Origin of the sequence: Williamsia limnetica, assembly GCF_003217475.1 — a bacterium.
In the GTDB taxonomy this organism is placed as follows: domain Bacteria; phylum Actinomycetota; class Actinomycetes; order Mycobacteriales; family Mycobacteriaceae; genus Williamsia; species Williamsia limnetica.
The window spans coordinates 100,682-123,759 of record NZ_QJSP01000017.1 but is presented as its reverse complement, the minus strand read 5'-3'; the positions used below and the strand labels follow the sequence as shown (position 1 = coordinate 123,759).

The following is a 23,078-nucleotide window of genomic DNA, read 5'->3' as shown; positions in this document are numbered from 1 at the left end:
CACGGACTCACCCCCGCCGAGTTCGCCCTACAGTGGACCACGACCCACCAACCCCAAGCCGCATAGCGACTGGACCATAGAATGGGTCCCCCTCAGCTGGACAACAAGACCGAAATAAATCTGTCGAGGTCTTTTGGTAGAAGTATAGAGATTACGGCTGGCCGGATGCTGACGTATCTCCACAAACAGAAGTCTCCTGGCTCCAAGGAGGGGCCGCAGTGGTATGTCAGCATGACCGGGTCGCTCCCGGATCAAGATCTCGGTGTGACGCTGATGATCCAGCGTGCTGTCTCGTCGTTGTGGAGCGTATCTAGGCGGCGCTACACGGCTGAACCGGGCGAGGTGTACATCATGACTCCGCTTGGAGTGCAAGATGCGATCTACGCCCCTATCGCCGCTAGTTTAAACGTGGTGCGGACGTTAGGTCTCGAACTGCCAAAGCAGGACCTAGACGGGGAGATCATCAGAGGGCAGGAGCATGAGCTATACGGCGAACATGTCCCGAAGGGCTGGATTGAGGCCAAAAAGGGTGACTTTCGAGAGTCTGAGATCAAGTTGATCCATCTTCCAGTGCGGCAAAAGGACAAGCGGCCGATCAACCCGTCCCGCCGAAGTCTGCTGCCGTTCTCACCAGACGGGTCGTCGAGGGTATGAGCGGGGAACCAGGTATGCCACCCCCCAGTGAAATGATCACGCAATGTTGAAACAATCCCGCGCTGAACGGTGGCTGAAGGTTCTGGAGACGGCCGAGGGGCTTACGAGCGGCACGCTCCAGTCGATGAGCGCCCTACGGGGGGTCGGTCGGGTCCCAGAACAGGGTCAAAGACTCCTGGTATCTGTCGGCAGCGATCCGATCAACTTGATCGCGGTCGCTGACCCACCAATCGAAGGCACTGCTCTTGCGGAACAGCTGCAAGATGTCATCCAGCGAGCAGGGGAACTAAGGACCGGTCGTCGATTTACTGAGGGGGTCGAAGCTCTGCTGAGTTCACTTCGCGCTGTCATCCCTGTTCTGAAGGCAATAGAGGAGGACGACGTGGAGACGGTCGACGACATCATTGCCGATCTAGATCGTAGCTTCATGCTCTCGCTCATCATGTCGATGTCGGCGCACAACGCGATCGCCAATAGGGTCGAGGAGTGGGAGAAGCAGCACGGAGAGTTCATCCAAGGGCGCAGCCGGCGAGACGTCGGTCACTACTTCTCGATGCGTGCCACGAACTACGACGCCCAGGGGCGGATGATCGGTGGTGGTTGGGATGCATTCCCGGAACCGCCAAACTTTTACGCGGACAAGTCCGGACCTGGTCGAATCCACATGCAACACCTGGTTTCCGCAATCCATTCGGGAGCGAACATCATGGTGATGGGTGGGGGTTCTACGAACACTGACTACTACCCCGAAGCCCAAGGCATCGAGTACGCCCAATGGTTCACCTACATGCACAGCTTGTGGGACGAACAGTTCCGCCCCCGCCTAGCTGCGTTCTATAACCGTGACGCAGCGGAGGCAGAAGTTGTCAGCAAGAATGATGTCCGCATCGAGTTCTTCAATGACATCCGGAAGATCCGTAACGACTTCGTTCACCATCAGGGGATCGTGAAGAACGCAGCAAAACTTAAGTTTTTCGATTGGGGATTCAAAGAGGGCGAAAGACTAGCTGTAACCATGGATCAGATGATCGAGATGATGGACTCGTTCCCTCGTAAGCAGCTCACCGTTCGGCCTGCTCCAAGCACCTCTAAGCCAGTGCGTAAGAACATGACCACGAGTTTCGACATCGAACTCGTCCATGCTTACTCGAAGTATGTGAATGACTCACCTGGTGTCCGATTTGAGAAAGCGAACGATGAGATGATCACCGACTGGTTAATCAAGAAGGGTGTCATCGAGAGAAGTATTGATTGAAATTCGACTCGGTTCTATTCTAAGAGTAGATGTTCGCCGCCTTCCCCCTCGGTTCTATCCCCATCGCTGGTTTCGCGGTCCGGCGTCTTGGCATTGTCGCTGTGCGATCGACACTCTTGACCGCGCCATCTAACACCGCCATACTGAAAAGTGTTAAGCGGTAATACAATTCATGGCGACAAACCTTCAGATCGAATCATTCTCAGACACCAACCTCGCGGGACAGCCGCGAACCACGTTGACTGCGCCAGTCGACGGTGGATCTTCAGCACTTGTTGTAGAAACTACAGAGGCTTTCGTGCCAGGCCAGGTCGTCTACGTCGGCCTGCCCAGCCGTGAGGGCTGCGAGCGCGCTGTTGTAAGCGCTCTCACCAACGACACGACACTCGCACTCACTACGCCGCTCAAGTACGCACACGGGCGCTCAGAACCCGTCACAGGCGTGATCGGCGATCTGATCCACGTGTACCGGGCGATCAACGTTAATGGCCAGGCCCCGGCGCTCGACACGTTCTCCGTTCTCGCGACCCGATCGATCGATGCAGAGAAGGAAACGACGTACTACACCGACAGCGCCGGGGGAGCCGGGTTCTGGTATCGGTTCACGTACTACAACGCGTTGAGCAACGTCGAGTCTGACCTCGAAGACTCCGTCCCTGTTCGCGGTGACGACTTCGGCCACTATGCCAGCGTCACGGAGATCCGCAACGAGGCTGGGTTTGGCAATGCGCAGAACCTTTCAGACGTAACCATCGACCAGCAACGCCGCGCTGCTGAGGCTGAGATCAACGTGGCTCTCGGCACGAAGTACACGACACCGTTCACTCCCGTCCCAGACATCATTCACACTCTGACCATCCAGCTGGCCGCCGGCCTCCTGCAAGCCAATGCCTACCGTGGCACGACTCGCGGTTCCGACAAACTGAAGGAGGCGCGAGCACTTATCAAGGCGCTCCAAGACGGGGACCAAACGATCAACGGCGAAGACGGCACGTCGATCACTACGGGTGAGGCGATCTCAAGCTGGCCCGGTGAGGATCAACCTCGTGCGTTCTTCATGGGTGACAGGTTCTAGCCATGGCGGACGCTCTCGAAATGAAGATGGAGCTGAAGAACCAGGAGGTGGTCAAGAAGCTCCTGACGACCATTGGTCGCGACACGCGCGACCCCTACGTGGGGCGATGGATGCAGTGGGTCGAGCCACGATCAACTACTTCAGTGGCCAGGTGTTCGCATCACGGGGCGACACGATCAACGGTGGACAGCGGTGGCAGCGGCTGAATGACTCTTACGCTGCGCAAAAGGCCAAGGACTACAGCGGCCGACCGGTGCTGGTCCGTACTGGTCACATGCAGTCGTCGTTCAAGCACAAGGCGGACGATAGCTCCGTTGTTGTCCGAAACACTGCGAAGTATTTTCCGTACCACCAGTCATCAGCGCCTCGAACCAAGTTGCCGCGTCGCGTGATGATCGGTGTCTACCAGGGGATGCAAGCTGACGTCACGGCGACGATCGCTGCCGCGCTGTCGAAGAAGATCCGTGACAGGACTGGCCGCTGATGTGGGCTCAACCGATTGAGAAGCTCATTGGCTTCCTGCGGGAGGAGTTCGGTTCGTACTTCATGGCCTACTACGACGGTGACCCCAACCTTGGCTGATTGCTCACCGACACCGCGTCGTGGGTTCCTGCGTCCGCAAGGCGGATCTATCCACAGTTGTGGTGGGTGTGCACAGGTCGGTGGCGGGTGGGGTTGTTGTCTGGGGTTTTGTGGGTGTGGGTGGTCATGGTTGGTTCATGGATCAGTCAGGGGTCGGTGGTGCTCGGCGTTCGCGTCGTGAGGTGGGGCAGTTGGGTGAGGATTTGGCTGCTGATTTTCTCGATGGCCTGGGGTGGGTGGTGTTGGTCCGCAACTGGCGGTGTCGGTATGGCGAGTTGGATCTGATTGCCGCCGAGGGCCCGGACCTGGTTGTGGTGGAGGTGAAGACGAGATCTGGGGCGTTGTTCGGCGATGTGGCCGAGGCGGTGACGCCGGCGAAGTATCAGCGGATGCGCCGGTTGGCTGGGATCTGGCTGTCAGAGCAGGATGTGCGTTGGCCGGTCATCCGGTTTGATGTTGTTGCAGTGCAGCTTAATTGGGGTGGCCTTCCGTCGGTGTCTCATTTGCGTGGAGTGTTCTGAGGTGAAGTTGGGCAGGGTGCGGTCGGTGGCGATCGCGGGGGTCGAGGGCGTGATCGTGGAGATCGAGGCGTCGATCGGTCAGGGGTTGCCGGGGGTGCATCTGGTGGGTCTCGGTGATGCGGCGCTCAAGGAGGCGAAGGATCGCGTGCGGGCAGCGATCACCAACACCGCGGCTGCGCGTAAGGCCGGCGGTGGTTCGGGCGAGGGCGATGGTGGCGGTGATCCGGACAAGTGGCCGGAGGGACGGATCACGTTGGCGTTGTCGCCTGCGACTTTGCCGAAGTCGGGGTCGACGTTTGACCTGGGTTTGGCGTTGGCTGTGTTGGCGGCGAACAGTGGGTTTGCGTCGGGGTTGCTGGAGACGACGGTGTTCGTGGGCGAGTTGGCCCTGGATGGTCGGGTGCGGCCGGTTCGGGGTGTGTTGCCTGCGGTGGTGGCTGCGCGGTCGGCGGGTTTCACGCATGTGGTGGTTCCGTTGGCGAATGTGGCGGAGGCGACGTTGGTGTCGGGGATCGAGGTGGGTGGGGCCTCGCATCTGCGTGAGGTGTTGGGGTGGTTGCGGGGTGTGGGGGTTTTGGACACGGTGGGGCCGGCGGTAGCGCGTGCGCCGGTGGTCGCGGGTCCCGATCTCTGTGATGTGGTGGGTCAGGATGAGGCGCGGTACGCGATGGAGATCGCTGCGGCGGGGGCGCATCATTTGTTGCTGACGGGTCCGCCGGGAATCGGTAAGACGATGTTGGCGCGGCGGTTGCCGGGTATTTTGCCGCCGTTGAGTGAGTCGGAGGCGTTGGAGGTCACGGCGATTCATTCGATTGCGGGTGGTCTGCCTGCTGATCATCCGTTGATCGTCGATGCGCCGTTCATCGCCCCGCATCACAGTACGACGGTGACCGCGATGATCGGTGGTGGCACGGGGATGGCCAAGCCGGGGGCGGTGTCGCGGGCGCATCGCGGTGTCTTGTTCCTCGACGAATGCGCCGAACTCGGTGTGAAGGTACTCGAAACACTGCGGACTCCGCTCGAGGACGGCGAGGTTCGCGTGGCACGCCGCGACGGGATGGCGCTGTTCCCTGCTCGCTTTCAGCTGATCCTGGCGGCAAACCCGTGTCCATGCGCACCGGCCAACGACGTCAACTGTGTGTGTTCTCCCTCTGCGCGACGGCGTTATCTCGGGAAGTTGTCCGGGCCGCTGATGGACCGGGTGGACATCAGGGTTCGGATGGACCCTCCGGGGAACGCTGCACTCACCGGCGGCGCAGCCGAATCGAGCGCACAGGTCCGCGAACGGGTGGTCGCCGCGCGGGCGCGGGCCCGGAAGCGCTGGGCGGCACATGGCTGGCAGACCAACTCAGAGGTGCCGGGATCGGCGTTGCGGCGCGGCGACTTTCGGCTTCCACCGACGATCACGAGACCGGTCGAACTGTTCCTGCGTGACGGCAGGGTCACCGCGCGTGGCGCCGACAGAGCGCTCCGATTGGCGTGGACGCTGTGCGATCTCGCAGGAACCGAGCAACCCACCGAAGACCATGTGGCACAAGCCCTGATGTTCCGCGATCGCGGATACAGCTGAGAGGAAGAACGTGATCGACGAACAACAGCGGCGCGCCTGGGCCTATCTGGCCGCCGTCGCCGAACCACCGAACGCCGCGATCGTGGCCTTGATAGCCGATGTCGGGGTATTGGAAGCAGCCAGGGCAGTGCAGTCGAGGTCGGTACCGCCCTTGCACCAAGCCGTCCTGCAGGTCACAGAAGCCAGGTGTGCGACCAATACCGCAGCCGCGGACCTCGACGCAGTCGGTCGAATCGGTGGACGACTGGTGACTCCGGACGATGACGAGTGGCCGGGCTGGCAGTTGCTGAGCCTCGGCAACGCCGACACTGCGGCCAAGGGCGGCGAGCCAACGGCACTGTGGGTGCGGGGCCCGGCGCGGCTCGACGACGCCGTGGCGCGCTCTGTGGGCATGGTCGGATCGCGGGCGGCATCAGCCTACGGTGAGCACGTCACCGCATCGATCTCCGGGGACCTGGTGGTAGACGGTTGGTCCGTGATGTCCGGCGGTGCTTACGGAATCGACGGGGTCGCCCATCGCAATGCGCTGGCCGGCGACGGTACGACCGTGGCGGTCCTGGCGTGCGGCATCGATCGCGACTATCCGACCGGACATGCCCGCCTTCTCGCCGAGATCGCTCGCACTGGTCTTGTCGTGAGCGAGTACGCGCCCGGAACCTCGGCCGCCAAACATCGATTCCTGACGAGAAATCGGTTGGTGGCAGCGCTGTCTCGGGTCGTTGCGGTCGTCGAGGCAGGCCGGCGCAGTGGCGCCGCCAACACGGCGGCCTGGGCGCGCAAGCTCGGCACACCGCTCGGAGCGGTGCCCGGTCCGGTCACCTCGGCGACATCGGTCGGCTGCCATCGGATGATCGCGGACGGACTGGCGCAACTCGTCACCGATGCGAGCGACATCGTGCGGCTGGCCGAGCCGGACGGGGAGAGCGGGGCCGGTGCGGTCCCGGGTGTTCCTGCTCGCGGCGGATCCGGAAAGCGAACCGACGGAATGGATCCCCGGCAGCTTCGTGTCTATGACGCGATACCCGCGAAGGGTGCTGTGACCATCGGCGAGGTTGCGTTTGCGGCCGGCCTCGACATCGGCGCCGTTCGATCGGGGCTGGCAGCGTTGGAAGCACGCGGTTTCGTCACGTTGGGCGGATCCGGGTGGATGCTGGCCCCGCGCCAGTGAGCCTCACGGACGTCGAGGCACGCCGGTCACGGTGCGGATCACCCTGTCGGACAGGCTGGTCGGCATGGCGCCGACCAGCGCGGCCTGGACCTGGTTTGCTCGCCCGACCACATACCGCGCGCGGGGTCGTTTGGCGCGCAGCGCGGTTTCGATCGATGCAGCCACCGAGTCGGCGGGCACGGCGACCTTCTGGGAGAGCGGGATCGACTTGCGATAACCGTCGATCTGCCTGGCATACAGGGCGCTGTGCTCGGGCGTCATGTCCTGGACCGTGCTCTCGAGAGTCGTCTCGGCATCGCGCCAGATGTCGGTGTCGGTCTGTCCTGGCTCGATGAGGACCACCCGGATCTGCCACGGGGCCAACTCCATACGCAGCGCGTCGGCCATGCCTTCCAGCGCGAACTTCGAGGCGTTGTAGGCGCCGGTCATCGGGGTGGCGACGCGACCACTGATCGACGACACAAAGACGATACGTCCCTGCGATGCCCGCAACCGCGGCAACACCGCTCGGGTGACCGCATGCTGGCCGATCACATTGACGTCGAGCTGGTGTCGGAGCTGGTCCGGGGTCAGCGCCTCCACCGGACCGCCGACAACGATCCCGGCGTTGTTCACCACGGCATCGAGTCGCTGGGGCAACACTCGGTCCAGATCGGCAACGTGATCCGGGTTCGTGATGTCGAGGATGACGGGCTCGACGTGCGGCGCCTTCAGCCCGTCTGCAGACCGTTCGTCTCTGACACCTGCGATGACGTCCCAGCCCGACGCCACCAGGCGCTCGGTGATGGCGAGACCGATGCCGCGTGCGGCGCCGGTGATGAGGATTGTCGGCATGCCCATGAGGCTAGCGGTGGTACGCGTCTCTTCGGGCGACTTAGGGTGCCCTACTCTTGGGGTACGGTGGAGACGGCGGCCAGAGTCGATGAGAAATCACAGCTCGACCGAAGGTGCCGCCGACGAGAGGACTTACGCGTGGCCAAGCGAGAAAACGCCATGACGGTGCAGCGGACCGAACAGATCGCCCCCCATCTCGTTCGGGTGTACCTCGGTGGCGACGGATTCGATGACTTCCAGGCGTCCGATGACACCGACATGTACGTCAAGTTCGTCTTTCCCGCCGACGCGGCGGAACGAGTGAAGAAGTCGGGGTACCAGAAGCTCCGAGAGAAACTGGGTGCCGACGAACCCACGATCCTGCGCACCTACACCGTGCGCAGGGTCGACCATTCCGCGCGCGAGATCGCTGTCGATTTCGTGGTGCACGGCGACGAAGGAGTCGCCGGTCCCTGGGCGGCCAATGCCGAGCCCGGTGAAGAAATCCGATTCCTCGGTCCGGGCAGCGGTTACCGGCCCAAAAGCGACGTGGACTGGCATCTGCTGGCTTCCGACGAGGCGGGCCTGCCCGCACTCGCTGCAGCCCTCGAGTCGATGCCCGCCGGGACCATCGCACGAGCGTTCATCGAGGTTGCCGGACCCGAGGACGAGATCGAGCTCGCCGCTCCGGACACGGCCGAGATCACCTGGCTTCATCGGGGCGTCAGCTCGGACGCCGTCACCGACGCACAGGGCGGCGCGAACGCACCGCTCGTCGCGGCGGTCCGCGACGCGGAGTGGCTGCCCGGTTCGGTCCAGGTATTCATCCACGGTGAGGCCGAAGTGGTGATGCAGAACCTGCGTGGTTACATCCGAAAAGAACGCGGCGTACCGGCCGGCAATGCGTCGATCAGTGGGTATTGGCGACGAGGGCATACGGAAGAGGGCTTCCGCGAATGGAAAGCCAGTCAGCGTAGTCGCGACGAGAAAGCCGGAATCACCGCCTGACCCGTGGTCGCCTGGGCCGGAGTGGCACCCCCGGTGTGACACCGGTAGATGGTTGTCTGTGTGGGTGAGTGCGACAATCATCGACGACTACGAGAGCCATCTGCGGCTCGAATGCGGTCACAGCGAGCACACGGTGCGCGCCTATCTCGGTGACATCCGTTCCCTGGTGAGCTTCGCAGGCGCCCGGGGACTGTCGCCGGCCGCGATCGATCTGTCCGTGCTCCGTGCGTGGTTGGCCTCGCACAGCAAACAAGGGGCCGCCCGCACGACCATTGCCAGACAGGCCTCCGCCGCCAAGAGGTTCACCGCCTGGGCCACGCGCGAAGGCATCTTGGAGGCCGACCCCGGCACGCGCTTGCAGGCGCCGCGGGCGCACCGGACCCTGCCGGGCGTCCTGAGTGCAAACCAGGCCGCCGCTGCGATGGAGCCGTCCGGGCCTGATCATGACCCCGACGCCCCCATCTCCCAGAGAGACCGGCTGATCGTCGAATTGTTGTACGCGACGGGCATCCGGGTGGGGGAGCTCTGCGGTCTTGACATCGACGACATCGATTCGTCGCGAAACGTGTTGCGCGTCATCGGCAAAGGCAACAAGGAACGGACCGTTCCCTACGGCGCGCCCGCTGCTACCGCCCTCGACACCTGGCTGCGCAGCGGCCGTCCCGCACTTGCACACGCCAAAGCAGGCAATGCTCTGCTGGTCGGCGCCAAAGGCGGTCGGCTCGATCAGCGGATGGCCCGAACCGTGGTCCATCAGGTACTGGCGGCCCTGCCGGACTCGCCGGATCTCGGCCCACACGGACTTCGGCACAGCGCAGCAACCCACCTGCTCGAGGGTGGAGCCGACCTGCGCGTCGTCCAGGAGTTGCTCGGTCACGCCAGCCTGGCGACAACTCAGCTGTACACCCACGTCAGCGTCGAACGGCTGCGCAAGGTCCACGATCAGGCGCACCCGCGCGCCTGACGGTGCTCAGTGCTGCTTGTGTGTTCACCGGTTTGAGGCGGACCTGAACCCTGCCGAGCAGCGCGAGCGGATCGAAGTACACCGCCGATGCCCCGGCACCCCTGCGCGCACCCCAGTGCAGGCAAGGGCTCGTGCACCCCGCATGACCCGCCAGCAGCATCCCGATGGACCCGCCGCGGCTCACCGGCGGGCCCGTGGTGACCGTCGCTGTCACCGGTTCGTAGGTGGTCAGCAATCCGTCAGGGTGACGGATGGACACGACGTGCTTGCCGCCCACCATCCCGGCGAAGTTGATCACCCCGTGGCCCGCTGCGCGCACCAGGGCACCTGCGGGAGCGGCCAGGTCGACACCCCGATGCCCGGGCAGCCACCGCTCGGGCGGTGGCGCGAAACCGTTCACGACGGTCGGGGTCGGTGACAACGGCCACCCGAAGTCGGCAGATCTCGTCGGGGCCGAGTGAGCGGGTGACGCAGACAGATCCGCGAAAAGAGGCGGCGCCACCGCGAGCACCGTCAGGAGTACTGCCGCCCGTACGAGGGCCCACCAGAATCGCATGGGTCAACGATGAGGGATGAGAATCGAACAAGCGCGGACGAAGACACAGGTGGGGATGGATTTTGGTAACTGTCCCCAGACCGCTGTGCGGCCTTGACAACAGGTCGAGAGTGCGCCCCGGCAGCGATTTCGTCTCAGGGGCCTGCGAGCGTAGACTCATGTGGCGCTCTCGCTGCGGCGGGAGTGACTTCGCGCGCCTGCGGTCTGCCGATTCACCTCGGACGACACAGCGTGTGGGCAGTCCCGGGCAGTGGCAATGCTCCGCTGCGGGTTCCACACGTGTCAGGTGCCAGGGTCGGCGACCAACCGGGAGCCGACGACAAACTGCACATGAAAGTGAAGTACATGGCTGTCGTAACCATGAAGCAGCTGCTTGACAGCGGCGCTCATTTCGGGCATCAGACCCGTCGTTGGAATCCGAAGATGAAGCGATTCATCTTCACCGATCGCAACGGCATCTACATCATCGACCTGCAGCAGACGCTGACGTACATCGACCAGGCGTACGAGTTCGTCAAGGAGACGGTTGCCCACGGCGGCACCATCCTCTTCGTCGGCACCAAGAAGCAGGCTCAGGAATCCATCGCCTCCGAGGCGCTGCGCGTCGGCATGCCGTACGTGAACCAGCGTTGGCTCGGCGGCATGCTCACCAACTTCTCCACCGTCCACAAGCGTCTGCAGCGTCTCAAGGAACTCGAGACCATGGAGCAGACCGGCGGTTTCGAAGGTCGCACCAAGAAGGAAATCCTCATGCTCACGCGTGAGATGACCAAGCTGGATCGCACCCTCGGTGGTATCCGTGACATGTCCAAAGTCCCCTCGGCCGTGTGGATCGTCGACACCAACAAAGAGCACATCGCTGTCGGTGAGGCTCGTAAGCTGAACATCCCGGTGATCGCCATCCTCGACACCAACTGCGACCCCGACCTCGTCGACTACCCGATCCCGGGCAACGACGACGCCATTCGCAGCGCAGCGCTGCTCACCCGCGTCATCGCTTCTGCGGTCGCCGAAGGTGTGCAGGCACGTGCCGGGCAGAACACCGGTGCCGACACCAAGCCCGAAGGTGCCGCCGGTGAGCCACTCGCCGAGTGGGAGCAGGAACTGCTGACCCAGGCCACCACGCCTGCAGCAGAAGCCCCCGCAGCAGAGGCACCGGCAGCAGCCGAGGCCCCCGCAGCAGCCGACGCGGAAACCCCCGCCCAGGCCTGATCCACCTCTGGCTCATCGATCCATACACATTCGACAGGAGGCTCGCCCACCCATGGCGAACTACACCGCCGCTGACGTCAAGCGGCTCCGCGACCTCACCGGCTCCGGAATGCTCGACTGCAAGAACGCACTCGCCGACAACGACGGCGACTTCGACAAGGCTGTCGAAGAGTTGCGTATCAAGGGCGCCAAGGACGTCGGCAAGCGTGCCGAGCGGTCCACCGCCGAAGGTCTGATCGCCGCCAAAGACGGCGCGATGATCGAGATCAACTCCGAGACCGACTTCGTGGCGAAGAACGACGAGTTCCAGGCGCTGGCCGCCAAGGTCCTCGACGCCGCGGTCGCTGCGAAGACGTCTGATGTGGACGTCCTCAAGGCCGCAACGGTCGCCGACAAGACGGTCGACGAGCTGATCCAGGAACTCTCGGCCAAGATCGGCGAGAAGCTGGTCCTGAACCGGGTGAGCTACCACGAAGGCAACGTCGCGTCGTACCTGCACAAGCGGGCGTCGGATCTGCCGCCGGCCGTGGGCGTCCTGGTGGAGTACACCGGTGACACCCCCGAGGCTGCCGAGGCCGCTCGCGGTGCTGCAATGCAGGTCGCTGCGCTGCGTGCCAAGTACGCCACCCGCGACGAGGTCCCCGAGGACGTGATCGCTTCCGAGCGTCGCATCGCCGAGCAGACCGCACGCGAGGAGGGCAAGCCCGAAGCGGCCTTGTCCAAGATCGTGGACGGCAGGCTCAACGGATTCTTCAAGGACGTCGTGCTGATCGACCAGGCGTCGGTGCAGGAGTCGAAGAAGACCGTGAAGGCCGTACTCGACGAGGCGGGGGCACAGGTTGTGTCGTTCACCCGTTTCGAGGTCGGACAGGCCTGACTCTCGTGAGAAGAACCCCGTGCGAATCGTCTGATTCGCCGGGGTTCTTTTTGCGCTCGACCAATGATCTTCACCTTGTCCGATCTTTACCCTTGTCCGATCTTTACCCTTGTCCGATCTTTACCCTTGTCCGATCTTTACCCTTGTCAATGACGCTGATCTGTTCGCACTTTCGAGAGGGATCCCCATGACCGAGAACGCCACGCAGGAGCGCACCGGATTTCGACGGGTCGTCCTCAAACTCGGGGGAGAGATGTTCGGCGGTGGCAAGGTGGGCCTGGACCCCGACGTGGTGTCCACCGTCGCGGATCAGATCGCCGAGGTGGTCAACACCGGAGTCCAGATCGCGGTGGTCATCGGTGGCGGCAATTTCTTCCGCGGTGCGGAACTGCAGCAACGCGGTCTCGAACGGGCGCGGTCCGACTACATGGGCATGCTCGGCACCGTCATGAATTCCCTCGCCCTCCAAGACTTCCTGGAAAAGCGGGGGATCGTCACCCGCGTGCAGACCGCCATCACGATGGGGCAGGTCGCCGAACCCTACATTCCGTTGCGCGCACAACGGCACCTGGAGAAAGGTCGCGTCGTCATCTTCGGCGCAGGCATGGGCATGCCCTACTTCTCCACCGACACCACCGCCGCGCAGCGCGCTCTCGAGATCAAAGCGGAGGTCGTCTTGATGGCGAAGGGCGTCGACGGCGTCTATTCAGCCGATCCGCGAACCGACCCCGACGCCACGCTGTATCGGGAGATCACTCACCGTGAGGTCCTCGAAAAGGGCCTCAAGGTCGCGGATGCGACTGCCTTCAGTCTGTGTATGGACAACGAGATGCCGATGCTCGTGTTCAATCTTCTCGAGCAGGGCAACATCGCTCGAGCGGTCGCGGGTGAGAAGATCGGAACACTGGTCAGTTCCTGATCGGTATCTCGCGCAGCACAACCTGACCGCATCCCCACAAGTCAACGGAGGACACCATGATCGACGACGCGCTCTTGGACGCCGAGGAAAAAATGGAGAAGGCCGTCATCGTCGCGCGCGACGACATGGGCTCGGTGCGCACCGGCCGTGCCAATCCGGCCATGTTCAATCGGGTCACCATCGATTACTACGGTTCCCCGACGCCGATCGGGCAGGTGTCTTCGATCAACACCCCCGAGGCCCGCATGATCGTGATCAAGCCCTACGAGCCTTCGTCGCTGGGATTGATCGAGACTGCGATTCGCAACTCCGATCTGGGTGTGAACCCGACCAACGACGGAAACATCATCCGCGTGTCCATTCCGCAGCTGACCGAAGACCGTCGTCGCGATCTCGTGAAGCAGGTCAAGGCGAAGGGCGAAGACGCCAAGGTCTCGATCCGCAACGTTCGACGCAAAGCAGTGGATGAACTCAAACGCATCCAAAAAGACGGCGAGGCCGGTGAAGATGAGGTGACGCGCGCCGAGAAGGATCTCGACAAGACGACGGCGTCGTACGTCAGTCAGATCGATGAACTGGTCAAACACAAAGAGGGTGAACTGCTCGAGGTCTAGGTCATCGCATGCGATGACCGATGGCGGGGCAGTGGCGAAGGGGTAGGCAGACGACAGTGACCGACACAGACCGGCCGGGCGGCGCAGCGACGCCGGCTCCCAAGGGCTCTACCTCGCGGGCCGGCCGCGACCTGCCTGCCGCCATCGGTGTCGGCGGCACGCTCGGCGTCTCGCTGATCCTCATCTTGGTGTTCATCCCCGAGGTGTGGTTCGGGGTCGTCGCGGTGGCGATCGCCGTGGCGAGCTGGGAGGTCACCAAACGCCTGCGCGACGGTGGGATCAAGGTCGCGCTGATCCCGATTCTCGTCGGTGGCCAGGCGATCATGTGGGCCAGCTGGCCCTGGGGAATCTCCGGCTCGGTGGTCGCGCTGGCGGCGACGGTGCTGGTGTCGATGATCTGGAAGTTGCTGTCGCAGGGCCTGCAAGCCGCCCCTGAGAACTACCTGCAAGATCTTGCCGGGACAACGCTCGTGCTCGCATGGCTACCGCTGATGGGCGCATTCGGGGCGTCGATGGTGCTGCAGGACGACGGAGCGGCCAGGGTGTTGACCCTGATGATCGTCGTGGTGTGCTCTGACGTCGGCGGTTATGTGGCCGGCGTGACCTTCGGCAAACATCCCATGGTCCCGGCCATCAGCCCGAAGAAGTCGTGGGAGGGCATGGCCGGGTCGATGGTCTTCGGCATTGTCGGCGCAGTGCTCACCGTCATGTACCTGCTCGACGCACAATGGTGGATCGGACTGGTCCTCGGCCCGGTCCTCGTCGTCTGCGCCACCTTGGGAGACCTGGTGGAATCCCAGGTCAAGCGTGACCTGAAGATCAAGGACATGGGTACTTTGCTGCCGGGTCACGGCGGCATCATGGATCGCCTCGACTCCGTCCTGCCCTGCGCCTTCGTCGTCTGGGCGATCCTGGGAGCGCTTCTCTGACGAGCGACTAGGGCCGGGCCTTCTTGACCGCCCGTCGGACCTGCAACATCCGCAGGCTGCCCACGATCGCCGTGATCACTGCGCCGAGGATGGCTGCGATCAGCAGACTCACGCCCACCGGCAGATTGACCGTCCAGAAGAAGAGGTCGATGTTCTGGCTGTCGAGGTTCTGGACGATGAAGATCAGCAGGATGAGGGTGACCAGCGCGCCGACGATCAAACCGACCCAGGCTGCCCGCGTGCGCGTGTGCCTGACGTCGTCGAGAGCCTGTCTACGTACCTCTTCGCGGTGATCAGCCGCGGGTGGGGCGGCGTCGGTGGGGCCGGTCGGGTATGCGACATCGGGCTGGGTGGGGTCCGGCTTCACCGGGTTGTAGTCGGGGCTCGGCTGATAGCCCTCGGGCGGTTGATACGTCATCGCTCTATGGTGCGCTGGAGTGGGGGAAACGACAATCACAGTGATCAAATTGGCATCTGTGGCGGATCTACGTCACGCTTTGATGATGACTGGTCCGTTGCCGCTGGTATTCGACGCACCTAAACGCGGCAAACCGCCGCAGCACCTCGCCGACCTGGACGCCGCAGGCCGCGTTGCCGCGGTGACCAAGCTCGGTTTGCCCAAGTTCCGTGCCGACCAGTTGGCCCGCCAGTACTACTCGCGGTTCAACGCCGACCCGGCGGAGATGACAGATCTGCCCGCTGCGATGCGCGAGTCGGTGGGTCAAGCTCTCTTCCCCGAGCTGATGACCGTGATCCGGCACATTGCGTGCGACGACAACACCACACGCAAGACCCTGTGGCGGTTGCACGACGGCACACTCCTGGAGTCCGTCCTCATGCGGTATCCGGACCGCGCGACACTGTGCATCTCGAGCCAAGCGGGTTGCGGCATGGCGTGCCCGTTCTGCGCCACCGGCCAGGGCGGGCTTGATCGAAACCTGTCCACGGCCGAGATCGTCGATCAGGTGCGCTCCGCGGCGCGTGCGATGCGTGATGGAGAACTCGGTGAACCCGGCCGACTGTCCAACGTGGTGTTCATGGGTATGGGCGAGCCGCTGGCCAACTACAAGCGCGTGATCGACGCCGTCCGCAAGATCACTTCGCCTGCCCCCGACGGGCTCGGTATCTCGCAACGATCGGTGACGGTGTCGACGGTCGGTCTGGCACCCGCGATACGCCGGATGGCCGACGAGGGACTCACGGTCACCCTTGCTGTGTCCCTGCACACCCCGGACGACGAGCTCCGCGACACCCTGGTCCCGGTCAACAATCGCTGGTCGGTCAAGGAGGTGCTGGACGCCGCGCGCTACTACGCGGACAGCACCGGTCGTCGGGTCTCCATCGAGTACGCACTGATCCGCGACATCAATGATCAGCCCTGGCGGGCAGATCTGTTGGGGGAGAAGCTTCGTAAGGCGCTCGGATCTTTGGTACACGTGAACCTCATCCCCCTCAACCCGACCCCTGGATCGAAATGGGACGCGAGCCCCAAGCCGGCGGAACGAGAGTTCGTCAGAAGGGTGATTGCGCAAGGTGTGTCGTGCACGGTTCGAGACACCCGCGGCCAGGAGATCGCCGCTGCCTGCGGTCAATTGGCAGCCGAAGAGAAGTAGTCGTCAGTCGCTGAGCAGGCGCGCGATGTCGATCTGACCGGATTGTTGCGCGATCTGCAGGGCCGTTCGCCCCTGCGCGTCCAAGATGTCGCGATCGGCACCTGCTGCGAGCAGCCGGGACACAATGTCCTGATACGTCGGTGAGCCGTCGCCGTAGACGACCGCCTCGAGCAGAGCCGTCCACCCTGAGTTGTTGATGTGGTCGATCCGAACGCCCGCATCGATCAGGAGCTGGACCGTGGACGGATGGCCCTTCTCAGCTGCAGGGATGAGCGCCGTCCCGCCGAACCTGTTGGTGGAGTTCACATCTGCGCCGTGATCCAGGGTCAGGACGAGGATGTCGTCGAGTCCCTCGGCCCCGGAATAGAGAAACGCGGAGTCCTGCATGTTGTCTTTCGCGTTCACGTCCGCCCCTGCCAGGATCAGTGCGCGAGCGGCGTCGGTGTCCCGGGCCTTGGTTGCGATCACGAGCGGTGTCCGGCCATCGGCGTCCCTGTTCTCCAGGGCGGGGTCGGGCGTCATCGCAGTGGTCTGGGTCGCCGAAGGTGACGTGACGGGCGCCGCAGTCGACGCGGGGCTCGATGCGGACGAACCGGGATCGGGACCGTCGGGGCGATTGGCTGCGGGGCGATCGGCAGTGGACGTGCAGGCACTGGTCACGATCAGCGCAGACGCGACCAATGCGGCTGCAATGCCGGCCGGAATTCGACCCGCAGGCATGTCGGCGGTGGAGAGGTGTTGTGGCTCTACTTCTTCTTTTTCCACTTGCCACGGCTCAGGACCTCACCGCGGACGAGGAGGAAGACGATCACTGCGGCAAACCCGATGAGGTACCAGTCTTCGACGTGGCCCTCGTGATTGCCGATGATCATGCCCAGCAGCGCGACGACCGACACCCACGCGGCGATCTTGTACGTCTTCATGCCTTCGCCGTGCCAGCCGAATCGGGCCGACGGCGCCTCTGCGGGCTCGGGCTTGTACTCGACCTCAGTGCTGGCCACGGCTACTCCTGCTGGTTGCGATCGGACTTTTCTCGTCCAGAGCATATCGTGCGCGGTGACCCATGGCCTCTGACGGGTTCGGCAGCTGTGGCGCGCCGCGGCAGGAAGCCTCGTCTTCTGCGCGGCCAGGGCCCCGGTGCCAGAATGAACGCCGTGCCGACCGAGAGATATGCGCCGTCCGACTACCCCCGCGACATGATCGGATACGGCCGCACCCCGCCACATCCACAGTGGCCGGGTCAGGCGAACATCGCGGTCCAATTCGTTCTCAATTATGAAGAGGGTTCGGAGAACAACGTCCTCGAAGGCGACCGCGGCAGCGAGACGTTTCTGTCGGAGATGGCGGGCGTCGCCGCGTTCCCCAACCGTCACATGAGCATGGAGTCGCTGTACGAGTACGGGTCTCGCGCAGGCCTGTGGCGGTTGCTCCGGGTGTTCGACCGCCGTGACCTGCCACTGACGATCTTCGCCGTGGCGCAGGCCATGGCCCGTAACCCCGAGGCCGTGGCGGCCTTCATCGAACGGGGCGACGAGATCGCTTCGCACGGGTTGCGTTGGCTCAACTATCAACTCATCAACCCGGCCGTCGAACGGGCTCATATGGCCGAGGCGATCGAGATCCTGACCGACCTCACCGGTAGCGCGCCGCTGGGCTGGTACACCGGTCGTGATTCGCCGAACACCCGCGGGCTCGTCGTCGAGCACGGCGGTTTCGTCTATGACTCCGACAGCTACGCAGACGACCTCCCGTACTGGGTCAAGGTGCCGACGGGCGGCCCGGCGGTGTTGCCCGATGCCTCGCCGGGACACGTCGTCGATCACCTCGTGGTGCCCTACACGCTCGACACCAACGACATGAAGTTCTCATCACCCGCCGGGTTCGGGTCCGGTGATCAGTTCTTCGCACATCTGCGCGACGCGTTCGATGTCCTCTACGCCGAAGGTGCCGCGGGGTCGCCCAAGATGCTGTCGGTCGGACTGCATTGCCGCCTGGCCGGGCGTCCGGGCCGCACCGCGGCACTCGAACGATTCCTGGACCATGTGCAGTCCCACGACAAGGTCTGGATCACCCGTCGCATCGACATCGCGCGCCATTGGATCGACCGGCATCCTGCACCGGGCTCGCCGGATCAGGAGTCGGCCGGCGCGGACGCAGGCGGATCGACCACACTGGAGCGGTGACCACTCGTGTTCTGATTCTCGGCAGCACCGGATCGATCGGTACGCAGGCGCTCGAGGTGATCGCTGCCAACCGCGACCGATTCTCGGTAGTGGGCCTCGGGGCCGGCGGCGGGAACGTCGACCTTCTTGCCCGGCAGATCGCCGACTGGCAGTTGCCCGGTTCGGCCGTGGCGGTCGCGGATCGGGTGGCCGCCGACAAGGTCGCCCTGGCTGCGGGAGTCGAGGGCATCGTTTCGGGTCCGGACGCGATGGTCGAGCTGATCGAGAAGACCGGCGCCGATGTGGTCCTCAACGCGGTGGTGGGGTCGCTGGGACTGCGGCCGACGTTGGCGACGCTCGCCACCGGTGCCCGGCTGGCCCTGGCGAACAAAGAATCGTTGGTCGCGGGAGGCGCGCTGGTGCTCGCGGCTGCGGCGCCCGGACAGATCGTCGCCGTCGACTCCGAGCATTCGGCCATCGCGCAATGTCTGCGCGGCGGCAGCGCCGCGGAGGTCGACCGACTGGTGCTGACCGCCTCGGGCGGACCTTTCTTCGGCTGGGATGCGCAGCAGTTGAAGGACGTGACCCCCGAGCAAGCGGGCAAACATCCGACCTGGTCGATGGGGCCGATGATCACCTTGAACTCCGCGACCCTGGTCAACAAGGCGCTCGAGGTCATCGAGGCGCACCTGCTGTTCGACGTTCCGTACGACCGCATCGACGTGACCGTGCACCGGCAGTCGATCGTCCACTCGATGGTCACATTCGTCGACGGCGCAACCATCGCGAAGGCCTCCCCTCCATCGATGAAACTCCCGATCGCCCTCGCGCTGGGATGGCCGGACCGGATCCCTGGCGCCTCGCAGGCCTGCGACTTCTCGCAGGCCAGTACCTGGACCTTCGAGCCTGTCGACAACGCGGTCTTCCCGGCCATCGACCTCGCCCGGGAGGCGGGGACGCGGGGCGGCTCGCTGACCGCGGTGTTCAATGCGGCCAACGAGGCCGCCGCCGACGGTTTCTTCGCCGGGGCCATCGCCTTCCCGCGGATCGTGGACATCGTCGGCGAGGTGCTCGCCGCCGCAGATCAGTGGACCGCCGATCCAGGTACGGTGGATGAGGTTCTGGCGGCCGACGCCTGGGCGCGAGAGCGCGCCCGGCAGCTCGTCGCCGGTGCACTGACGTAGAAGTTCACCAGAAGGGTAAGTGCGGCCGATGATGTTTGCGTTGGGCGTGGTGCTCTTTGCACTGGGACTGTTGGCCTCGATCGCGTGGCACGAATGCGGCCACATGTGGGCTGCCCAGCGCACCGGGATGAAGGTTCGCCGCTATTTCGTCGGATTCGGACCGACTGTGTGGTCCACCCGACGCGGGGAGACCGAGTACGGCGTGAAGGCCCTCCCGCTGGGCGGTTTCTGCGACATCGCCGGCATGACCACCCACGATGAACTCGCACCCGAGGATGAATCCCGGGCGATGTACAAACAAAAGGCCTGGAAGCGGATCGTCGTACTCGCCGCGGGGCCCGCGCAGAACCTGATCCTCGGGTTCGCGCTGATCGTCATCATGGCGTTGGCCTGGGGACTGCCGAGTCTGTCGGAATCGCTCCCGGCCAAGGTCGGGTCGGTCGCCTGTGTTGGTGACACCATCAACAAGGGTGAGCTCGCCCCGTGTTCGGGCGAGGGTCCGGCGCAGCGCGCCGGTCTGGAGCCCGGCGACACGGTGGTCGCGGCGAACGGTGAAAAGATCAGCAGCACCACCGAATTGAGCACGGTCCTGCGGGCGGGTACCGATCCGGTCACCCTCGCCGTGGAGCGCGACGGAGTGACGCGTGAGGTAACTCTCACCCCGCAAGAGGTGACCGTCAACGGCGTCGACGACAAGGGTGCGCCGAAGACCGAGACCATCGGCATGGTGGGCATCGGCTACGACGACGGCTGGCAACACCCATCTGCCGCAGGTGCCATCCCGGCTGCCGCCGGATTCACCGGTGACCTGGTCGTTCGGACCTGGGATTCGCTGCTGTCGCTCCCATCGAAGATCGGAGCCCTCTGGACGTCGGTGACCGGCGGCGAGCGCGCGGCCGACACCCCGGTGAGCGTCTATGGCGCCTCGGTGATCGGTGGCGACGCCGCCGACCACGGTCTGTGGTGGTTCTTCGTCTTCCTGCTGGCCAGCATCAACTTCTTCCTGGCGCTGTTCAATTTGGTGCCGCTATTACCCTTGGATGGTGGGCACATGGCCATCGTGGGCTACGAGAAGGTGCGCAACATGCTGCGCCGGTCTCGTGGACTCGGTGTCGGTGCGCCCGTGGACTACCTGAAACTGATGCCGATCACATACGTTGTGCTCGTGATCATGGGCGGATACATGGCCCTCACCCTGACCGCAGACATCGTGAACCCCATCAAGGCCTTCTAGGACCCGCCAGACTTTGTTCTCCACACCAACGAGTTTTTCCACAGTCAACGAAGCAGGAAGTGACCAACGATGAGTCCAGACGCCACCGCGATCGGTTTGGGGATGCCCGCGGCACCGCCGCCGGTGCTCGCACCCCGGCGCAAGACCCGTCAACTCCAGGTGGGAACCGTCGCGGTCGGCAGCGACCACCCGGTGTCGGTGCAGTCGATGACCACCACCAAGACTCACGACATCAACGCGACGCTGCAGCAGATCGCCGAGCTGACCGCGGCGGGCTGCGACATCGTACGAGTGGCCTGCCCACGTCCCGAGGATGCCGAGGCCCTGCCCGCGATCGCGAGGAAGTCCCAGCTGCCGGTGATCGCCGACATCCACTTCCAGCCGAAGTACATTTTCGCAGCGATCGACGCCGGTTGCGCCGCCGTGCGGGTGAACCCGGGCAACATCAAAGAGTTCGACGGCCGCGTCAAAGAGGTCGCCAAGGCGGCCGGCGACGCTGGGATCCCGATCCGTATCGGTGTCAACGCCGGGTCTCTCGATCCGCGGTTGCTGCAGAAGTACGGCAAGGCGACCCCCGAGGCGCTGGTCGAGTCCGCGCTGTGGGAGGCAAGCCTGTTCGAGGAGCACGGCTTCGGCGACATCAAGATCTCGGTCAAGCACAACGACCCGGTCATCATGGTCGAGGCGTACCGACAGCTCGCGGCCCAATGCGACTACCCACTGCATCTCGGTGTCACCGAGGCCGGTCCCGCATTTCAGGGCACCATCAAGTCAGCGGTCGCCTTCGGAGCCTTGCTCGCTGAAGGCATCGGCGACACCATCCGCGTATCGCTGTCGGCCCCGCCGGTCGAAGAGATCAAGGTCGGCAACCAGATCCTGCAGTCCCTCAACCTCCGACCCCGCAAGCTCGAGATCGTCTCCTGCCCGTCATGTGGTCGCGCCCAGGTCGACGTGTACAAACTCGCCGACGAGGTCAGCGCGGGACTCGAAGGTATGGAGATCCCGCTGCGCGTGGCCGTGATGGGTTGCGTCGTGAACGGACCGGGCGAGGCCCGCGAGGCCGATCTCGGGGTCGCCTCGGGCAACGGCCGCGGTCAGATCTTCGTCAAAGGCGAGGTGATCAAGACCGTTCCCGAAGCGCAGATCGTCGAGACGCTCATCGAAGAGGCCATGCGGATCGCAGAAGAGGCCGGTGATTCCGGAGACGGTGAGTCGGCGGGCGCACCGATTGTCACGGTGAGCTGACCGCAGGCATACCGGCCTGGCAGAATGATCGGGTACACCCCGTACACCTGCTACGAACCTGGGAGCCGCAGTGCTGAAGCTGTTGGGTGACCGTCCGCTCGGAGAGCGGGACTTCGATGCGGTCGCCCGTGCCCTTGAGCAGGATCCGGTGTCGGCGTGCATGGTTGCCGCGAGGGTCGAAGACCACGGCATCAACCCCAGGTCGCTCGGCGGCGAACTCTGGAGTAACAACCAGCCCGGTACATCCCTGTGTTTCTCGGGGGCGAATCTCGTGCCGCTGATCGGAACCGGTGACGACGTCCGTACCTTTGCCGAACGTGCTGTCCGCAATCCGCGGGCCTGCTCGTCGATCGTCGGCCCTGCCGATCTCGTCATGCCGCTCTGGGATCTGACGCGGGAGTACTGGGGCCCGGCGCGCGAGATCCGGATGGATCAGCCGCTGCTGGCGCTCGCCGGCGCTCCGGCGATCCTGGGTGACCCGTTCGTGCGGCGCGTCCGGCTCGATGAGATCGATGCGTATCTGCCGGCCGCGATCGAGATGTTCATCGGGGAGGTCGGAATCGATCCCTGTGCCGGCGATGGTGGCCGCTCATATCGGCGTCGAATCGCGGGCCTGATCAACGCAGGCCGCGCCTATGCCAAGTTCGAACGTGGCGAAGTGGTGTTCAAGGCAGAAGTCGGGGCGCTCTCGCGGCGGGTCGGCCAGATCCAGGGCGTCTGGGTTGCGCCCGATCGTCGCGGCCTGGGCCTCGGCGCATCCGGTACCGCTTCGGTCGTCGAGGCGATCGTCGCCGGTGGCCGGACGGCGAGTCTGTACGTCAACTCGTTCAACACCCCTGCCCGCGAGGCCTACCGACGTGTCGGTATGAAGGAAGTCGGGACGTTCGCAACCGTGCTGGTCGACTGACCTGCGCCGCGGAAGC

25 protein-coding genes are annotated in these 23,078 nt (G+C 64.2%); 20 read left to right on the top strand and 5 right to left on the bottom strand.

Annotated features, from left to right (window positions below; all coding sequences use genetic code 11):
• The first annotated feature begins 165 nt into the window (after positions 1-165).
• From DFR67_RS24295 to dprA, 7 genes are all read left to right on the top strand, one after another.
• Complete coding sequence (locus DFR67_RS24295; protein ID WP_146240525.1) at positions 166-654, top strand: hypothetical protein; 489 nt, start codon at positions 166-168, stop codon at positions 652-654.
• Positions 655-697: 43 nt separating this feature from the next.
• Positions 698-1,909, top strand: a complete 1,212-nt coding sequence (locus tag DFR67_RS24290) for a hypothetical protein (protein WP_110472047.1) — start codon at positions 698-700, stop codon at positions 1,907-1,909.
• A gap of 442 nt (positions 1,910-2,351) precedes the next feature.
• A complete protein-coding gene (locus DFR67_RS24285; RefSeq protein ID WP_158540025.1) occupies positions 2,352-2,984 on the top strand; it encodes a phage protein Gp36 family protein in 633 nt (210 codons plus the stop codon).
• 106 nt (positions 2,985-3,090) lie between these two features.
• A complete protein-coding gene (locus tag DFR67_RS24280; RefSeq protein ID WP_110472045.1) occupies positions 3,091-3,468 on the top strand; it encodes a phage virion morphogenesis family protein in 378 nt (125 codons plus the stop codon).
• 235 nt (positions 3,469-3,703) lie between these two features.
• On the top strand, positions 3,704-4,087 hold the full coding sequence (locus DFR67_RS24275; RefSeq protein WP_110472071.1) for a YraN family protein: 384 nt from the start codon (positions 3,704-3,706) through the stop codon (positions 4,085-4,087).
• A gap of 1 nt (position 4,088) precedes the next feature.
• Entirely contained in the window at positions 4,089-5,657 is a 1,569-nt protein-coding gene (locus DFR67_RS24270; RefSeq protein ID WP_245938134.1) for a YifB family Mg chelatase-like AAA ATPase, read from the top strand.
• A gap of 10 nt (positions 5,658-5,667) precedes the next feature.
• Entirely contained in the window at positions 5,668-6,825 is a 1,158-nt protein-coding gene (gene dprA, locus DFR67_RS24265) for a DNA-processing protein DprA (protein WP_110472043.1), read from the top strand.
• A gap of 3 nt (positions 6,826-6,828) precedes the next feature.
• On the opposite strand, the gene DFR67_RS24260 is transcribed toward dprA, so the two are convergent.
• Positions 6,829-7,659, bottom strand: coding sequence for an SDR family oxidoreductase (locus tag DFR67_RS24260; RefSeq protein ID WP_110472070.1), 831 nt, complete (start codon positions 7,657-7,659; stop codon positions 6,829-6,831).
• 138 nt (positions 7,660-7,797) lie between these two features.
• On the opposite strand from DFR67_RS24260, the gene DFR67_RS24255 reads away from it, so the two are divergent.
• Together DFR67_RS24255 and DFR67_RS24250 are read left to right on the top strand one after the other, a co-directional pair.
• The gene (locus DFR67_RS24255) at positions 7,798-8,646 is read left to right on the top strand and encodes a siderophore-interacting protein (protein WP_110472042.1); all 849 of its coding nucleotides are present in this window, start codon (positions 7,798-7,800) and stop codon (positions 8,644-8,646) included.
• Positions 8,647-8,710: 64 nt separating this feature from the next.
• Entirely contained in the window at positions 8,711-9,610 is a 900-nt protein-coding gene (locus DFR67_RS24250) for a tyrosine recombinase XerC (protein WP_245938133.1), read from the top strand.
• On the opposite strand, the gene DFR67_RS24245 is transcribed toward DFR67_RS24250, so the two are convergent.
• On the bottom strand, positions 9,558-10,166 hold the full coding sequence (locus DFR67_RS24245; RefSeq protein ID WP_110472041.1) for a M23 family metallopeptidase: 609 nt from the start codon (positions 10,164-10,166) through the stop codon (positions 9,558-9,560). The two genes, DFR67_RS24250 and DFR67_RS24245, sit on opposite strands and share 53 nt — an antisense overlap.
• Positions 10,167-10,511: 345 nt before the next feature.
• Here DFR67_RS24245 and rpsB point away from each other — a divergent pair, with 345 nt between their 5' ends.
• The 5 genes from rpsB (at position 10,512) to DFR67_RS24220 (ending at position 14,717) form a co-directional block, all read left to right on the top strand.
• Complete coding sequence (rpsB, locus tag DFR67_RS24240; RefSeq protein WP_110472068.1) at positions 10,512-11,378, top strand: 30S ribosomal protein S2; 867 nt, start codon at positions 10,512-10,514, stop codon at positions 11,376-11,378.
• Between the two features lie 52 nt (positions 11,379-11,430).
• Positions 11,431-12,255, top strand: a complete 825-nt coding sequence (gene tsf, locus DFR67_RS24235; protein ID WP_084896223.1) for a translation elongation factor Ts — start codon at positions 11,431-11,433, stop codon at positions 12,253-12,255.
• 187 nt (positions 12,256-12,442) lie between these two features.
• Positions 12,443-13,174, top strand: a complete 732-nt coding sequence (gene pyrH / locus DFR67_RS24230) for a UMP kinase (RefSeq protein ID WP_110472040.1) — start codon at positions 12,443-12,445, stop codon at positions 13,172-13,174.
• Between the two features lie 56 nt (positions 13,175-13,230).
• Entirely contained in the window at positions 13,231-13,788 is a 558-nt protein-coding gene (frr, locus tag DFR67_RS24225; protein ID WP_110472039.1) for a ribosome recycling factor, read from the top strand.
• A 20-nt stretch (positions 13,789-13,808) separates the two neighbouring features.
• On the top strand, positions 13,809-14,717 hold the full coding sequence (locus DFR67_RS24220) for a phosphatidate cytidylyltransferase (protein WP_110472038.1): 909 nt from the start codon (positions 13,809-13,811) through the stop codon (positions 14,715-14,717).
• A gap of 7 nt (positions 14,718-14,724) precedes the next feature.
• Here the strand turns inward: DFR67_RS24220 and DFR67_RS24215 are convergent, their stop codons facing one another.
• Positions 14,725-15,135, bottom strand: coding sequence for a LapA family protein (locus DFR67_RS24215; RefSeq protein ID WP_110472037.1), 411 nt, complete (start codon positions 15,133-15,135; stop codon positions 14,725-14,727).
• An 85-nt stretch (positions 15,136-15,220) separates the two neighbouring features.
• On the opposite strand from DFR67_RS24215, the gene rlmN reads away from it, so the two are divergent.
• Positions 15,221-16,330: a dual-specificity RNA methyltransferase RlmN gene (rlmN, locus tag DFR67_RS24210; protein ID WP_110472067.1), complete on the top strand. Its 1,110-nt coding sequence runs from the start codon at positions 15,221-15,223 to the stop codon at positions 16,328-16,330.
• Positions 16,331-16,333: 3 nt separating this feature from the next.
• Here rlmN and DFR67_RS24205 read toward each other — a convergent pair whose 3' ends face one another.
• Complete coding sequence (locus DFR67_RS24205; protein ID WP_110472036.1) at positions 16,334-17,050, bottom strand: ankyrin repeat domain-containing protein; 717 nt, start codon at positions 17,048-17,050, stop codon at positions 16,334-16,336.
• Positions 17,051-17,076: 26 nt separating this feature from the next.
• Positions 17,077-17,331, bottom strand: coding sequence for a DUF2631 domain-containing protein (locus DFR67_RS24200; RefSeq protein ID WP_110472035.1), 255 nt, complete (start codon positions 17,329-17,331; stop codon positions 17,077-17,079).
• A gap of 144 nt (positions 17,332-17,475) precedes the next feature.
• Here DFR67_RS24200 and puuE point away from each other — a divergent pair, with 144 nt between their 5' ends.
• The 5 genes from puuE to DFR67_RS24175 all read left to right on the top strand — a co-directional run bounded on the left by puuE (position 17,476) and on the right by DFR67_RS24175 (position 23,062).
• On the top strand, positions 17,476-18,513 hold the full coding sequence (puuE, locus tag DFR67_RS24195) for an allantoinase PuuE (RefSeq protein ID WP_110472034.1): 1,038 nt from the start codon (positions 17,476-17,478) through the stop codon (positions 18,511-18,513).
• Positions 18,510-19,676, top strand: a complete 1,167-nt coding sequence (dxr, locus tag DFR67_RS24190) for a 1-deoxy-D-xylulose-5-phosphate reductoisomerase (RefSeq protein WP_110472033.1) — start codon at positions 18,510-18,512, stop codon at positions 19,674-19,676. The genes puuE and dxr overlap by 4 nt, the downstream gene beginning before the upstream one ends.
• 28 nt (positions 19,677-19,704) lie before the next feature.
• A complete protein-coding gene (locus DFR67_RS24185) occupies positions 19,705-20,910 on the top strand; it encodes a M50 family metallopeptidase (protein WP_110472032.1) in 1,206 nt (401 codons plus the stop codon).
• A 69-nt stretch (positions 20,911-20,979) separates the two neighbouring features.
• On the top strand, positions 20,980-22,155 hold the full coding sequence (gene ispG / locus DFR67_RS24180) for a flavodoxin-dependent (E)-4-hydroxy-3-methylbut-2-enyl-diphosphate synthase (RefSeq protein WP_110472031.1): 1,176 nt from the start codon (positions 20,980-20,982) through the stop codon (positions 22,153-22,155).
• A 70-nt stretch (positions 22,156-22,225) separates the two neighbouring features.
• Entirely contained in the window at positions 22,226-23,062 is an 837-nt protein-coding gene (locus DFR67_RS24175) for a GNAT family N-acetyltransferase (protein ID WP_110472030.1), read from the top strand.
• Positions 23,063-23,078: the final 16 nt, after the last annotated feature.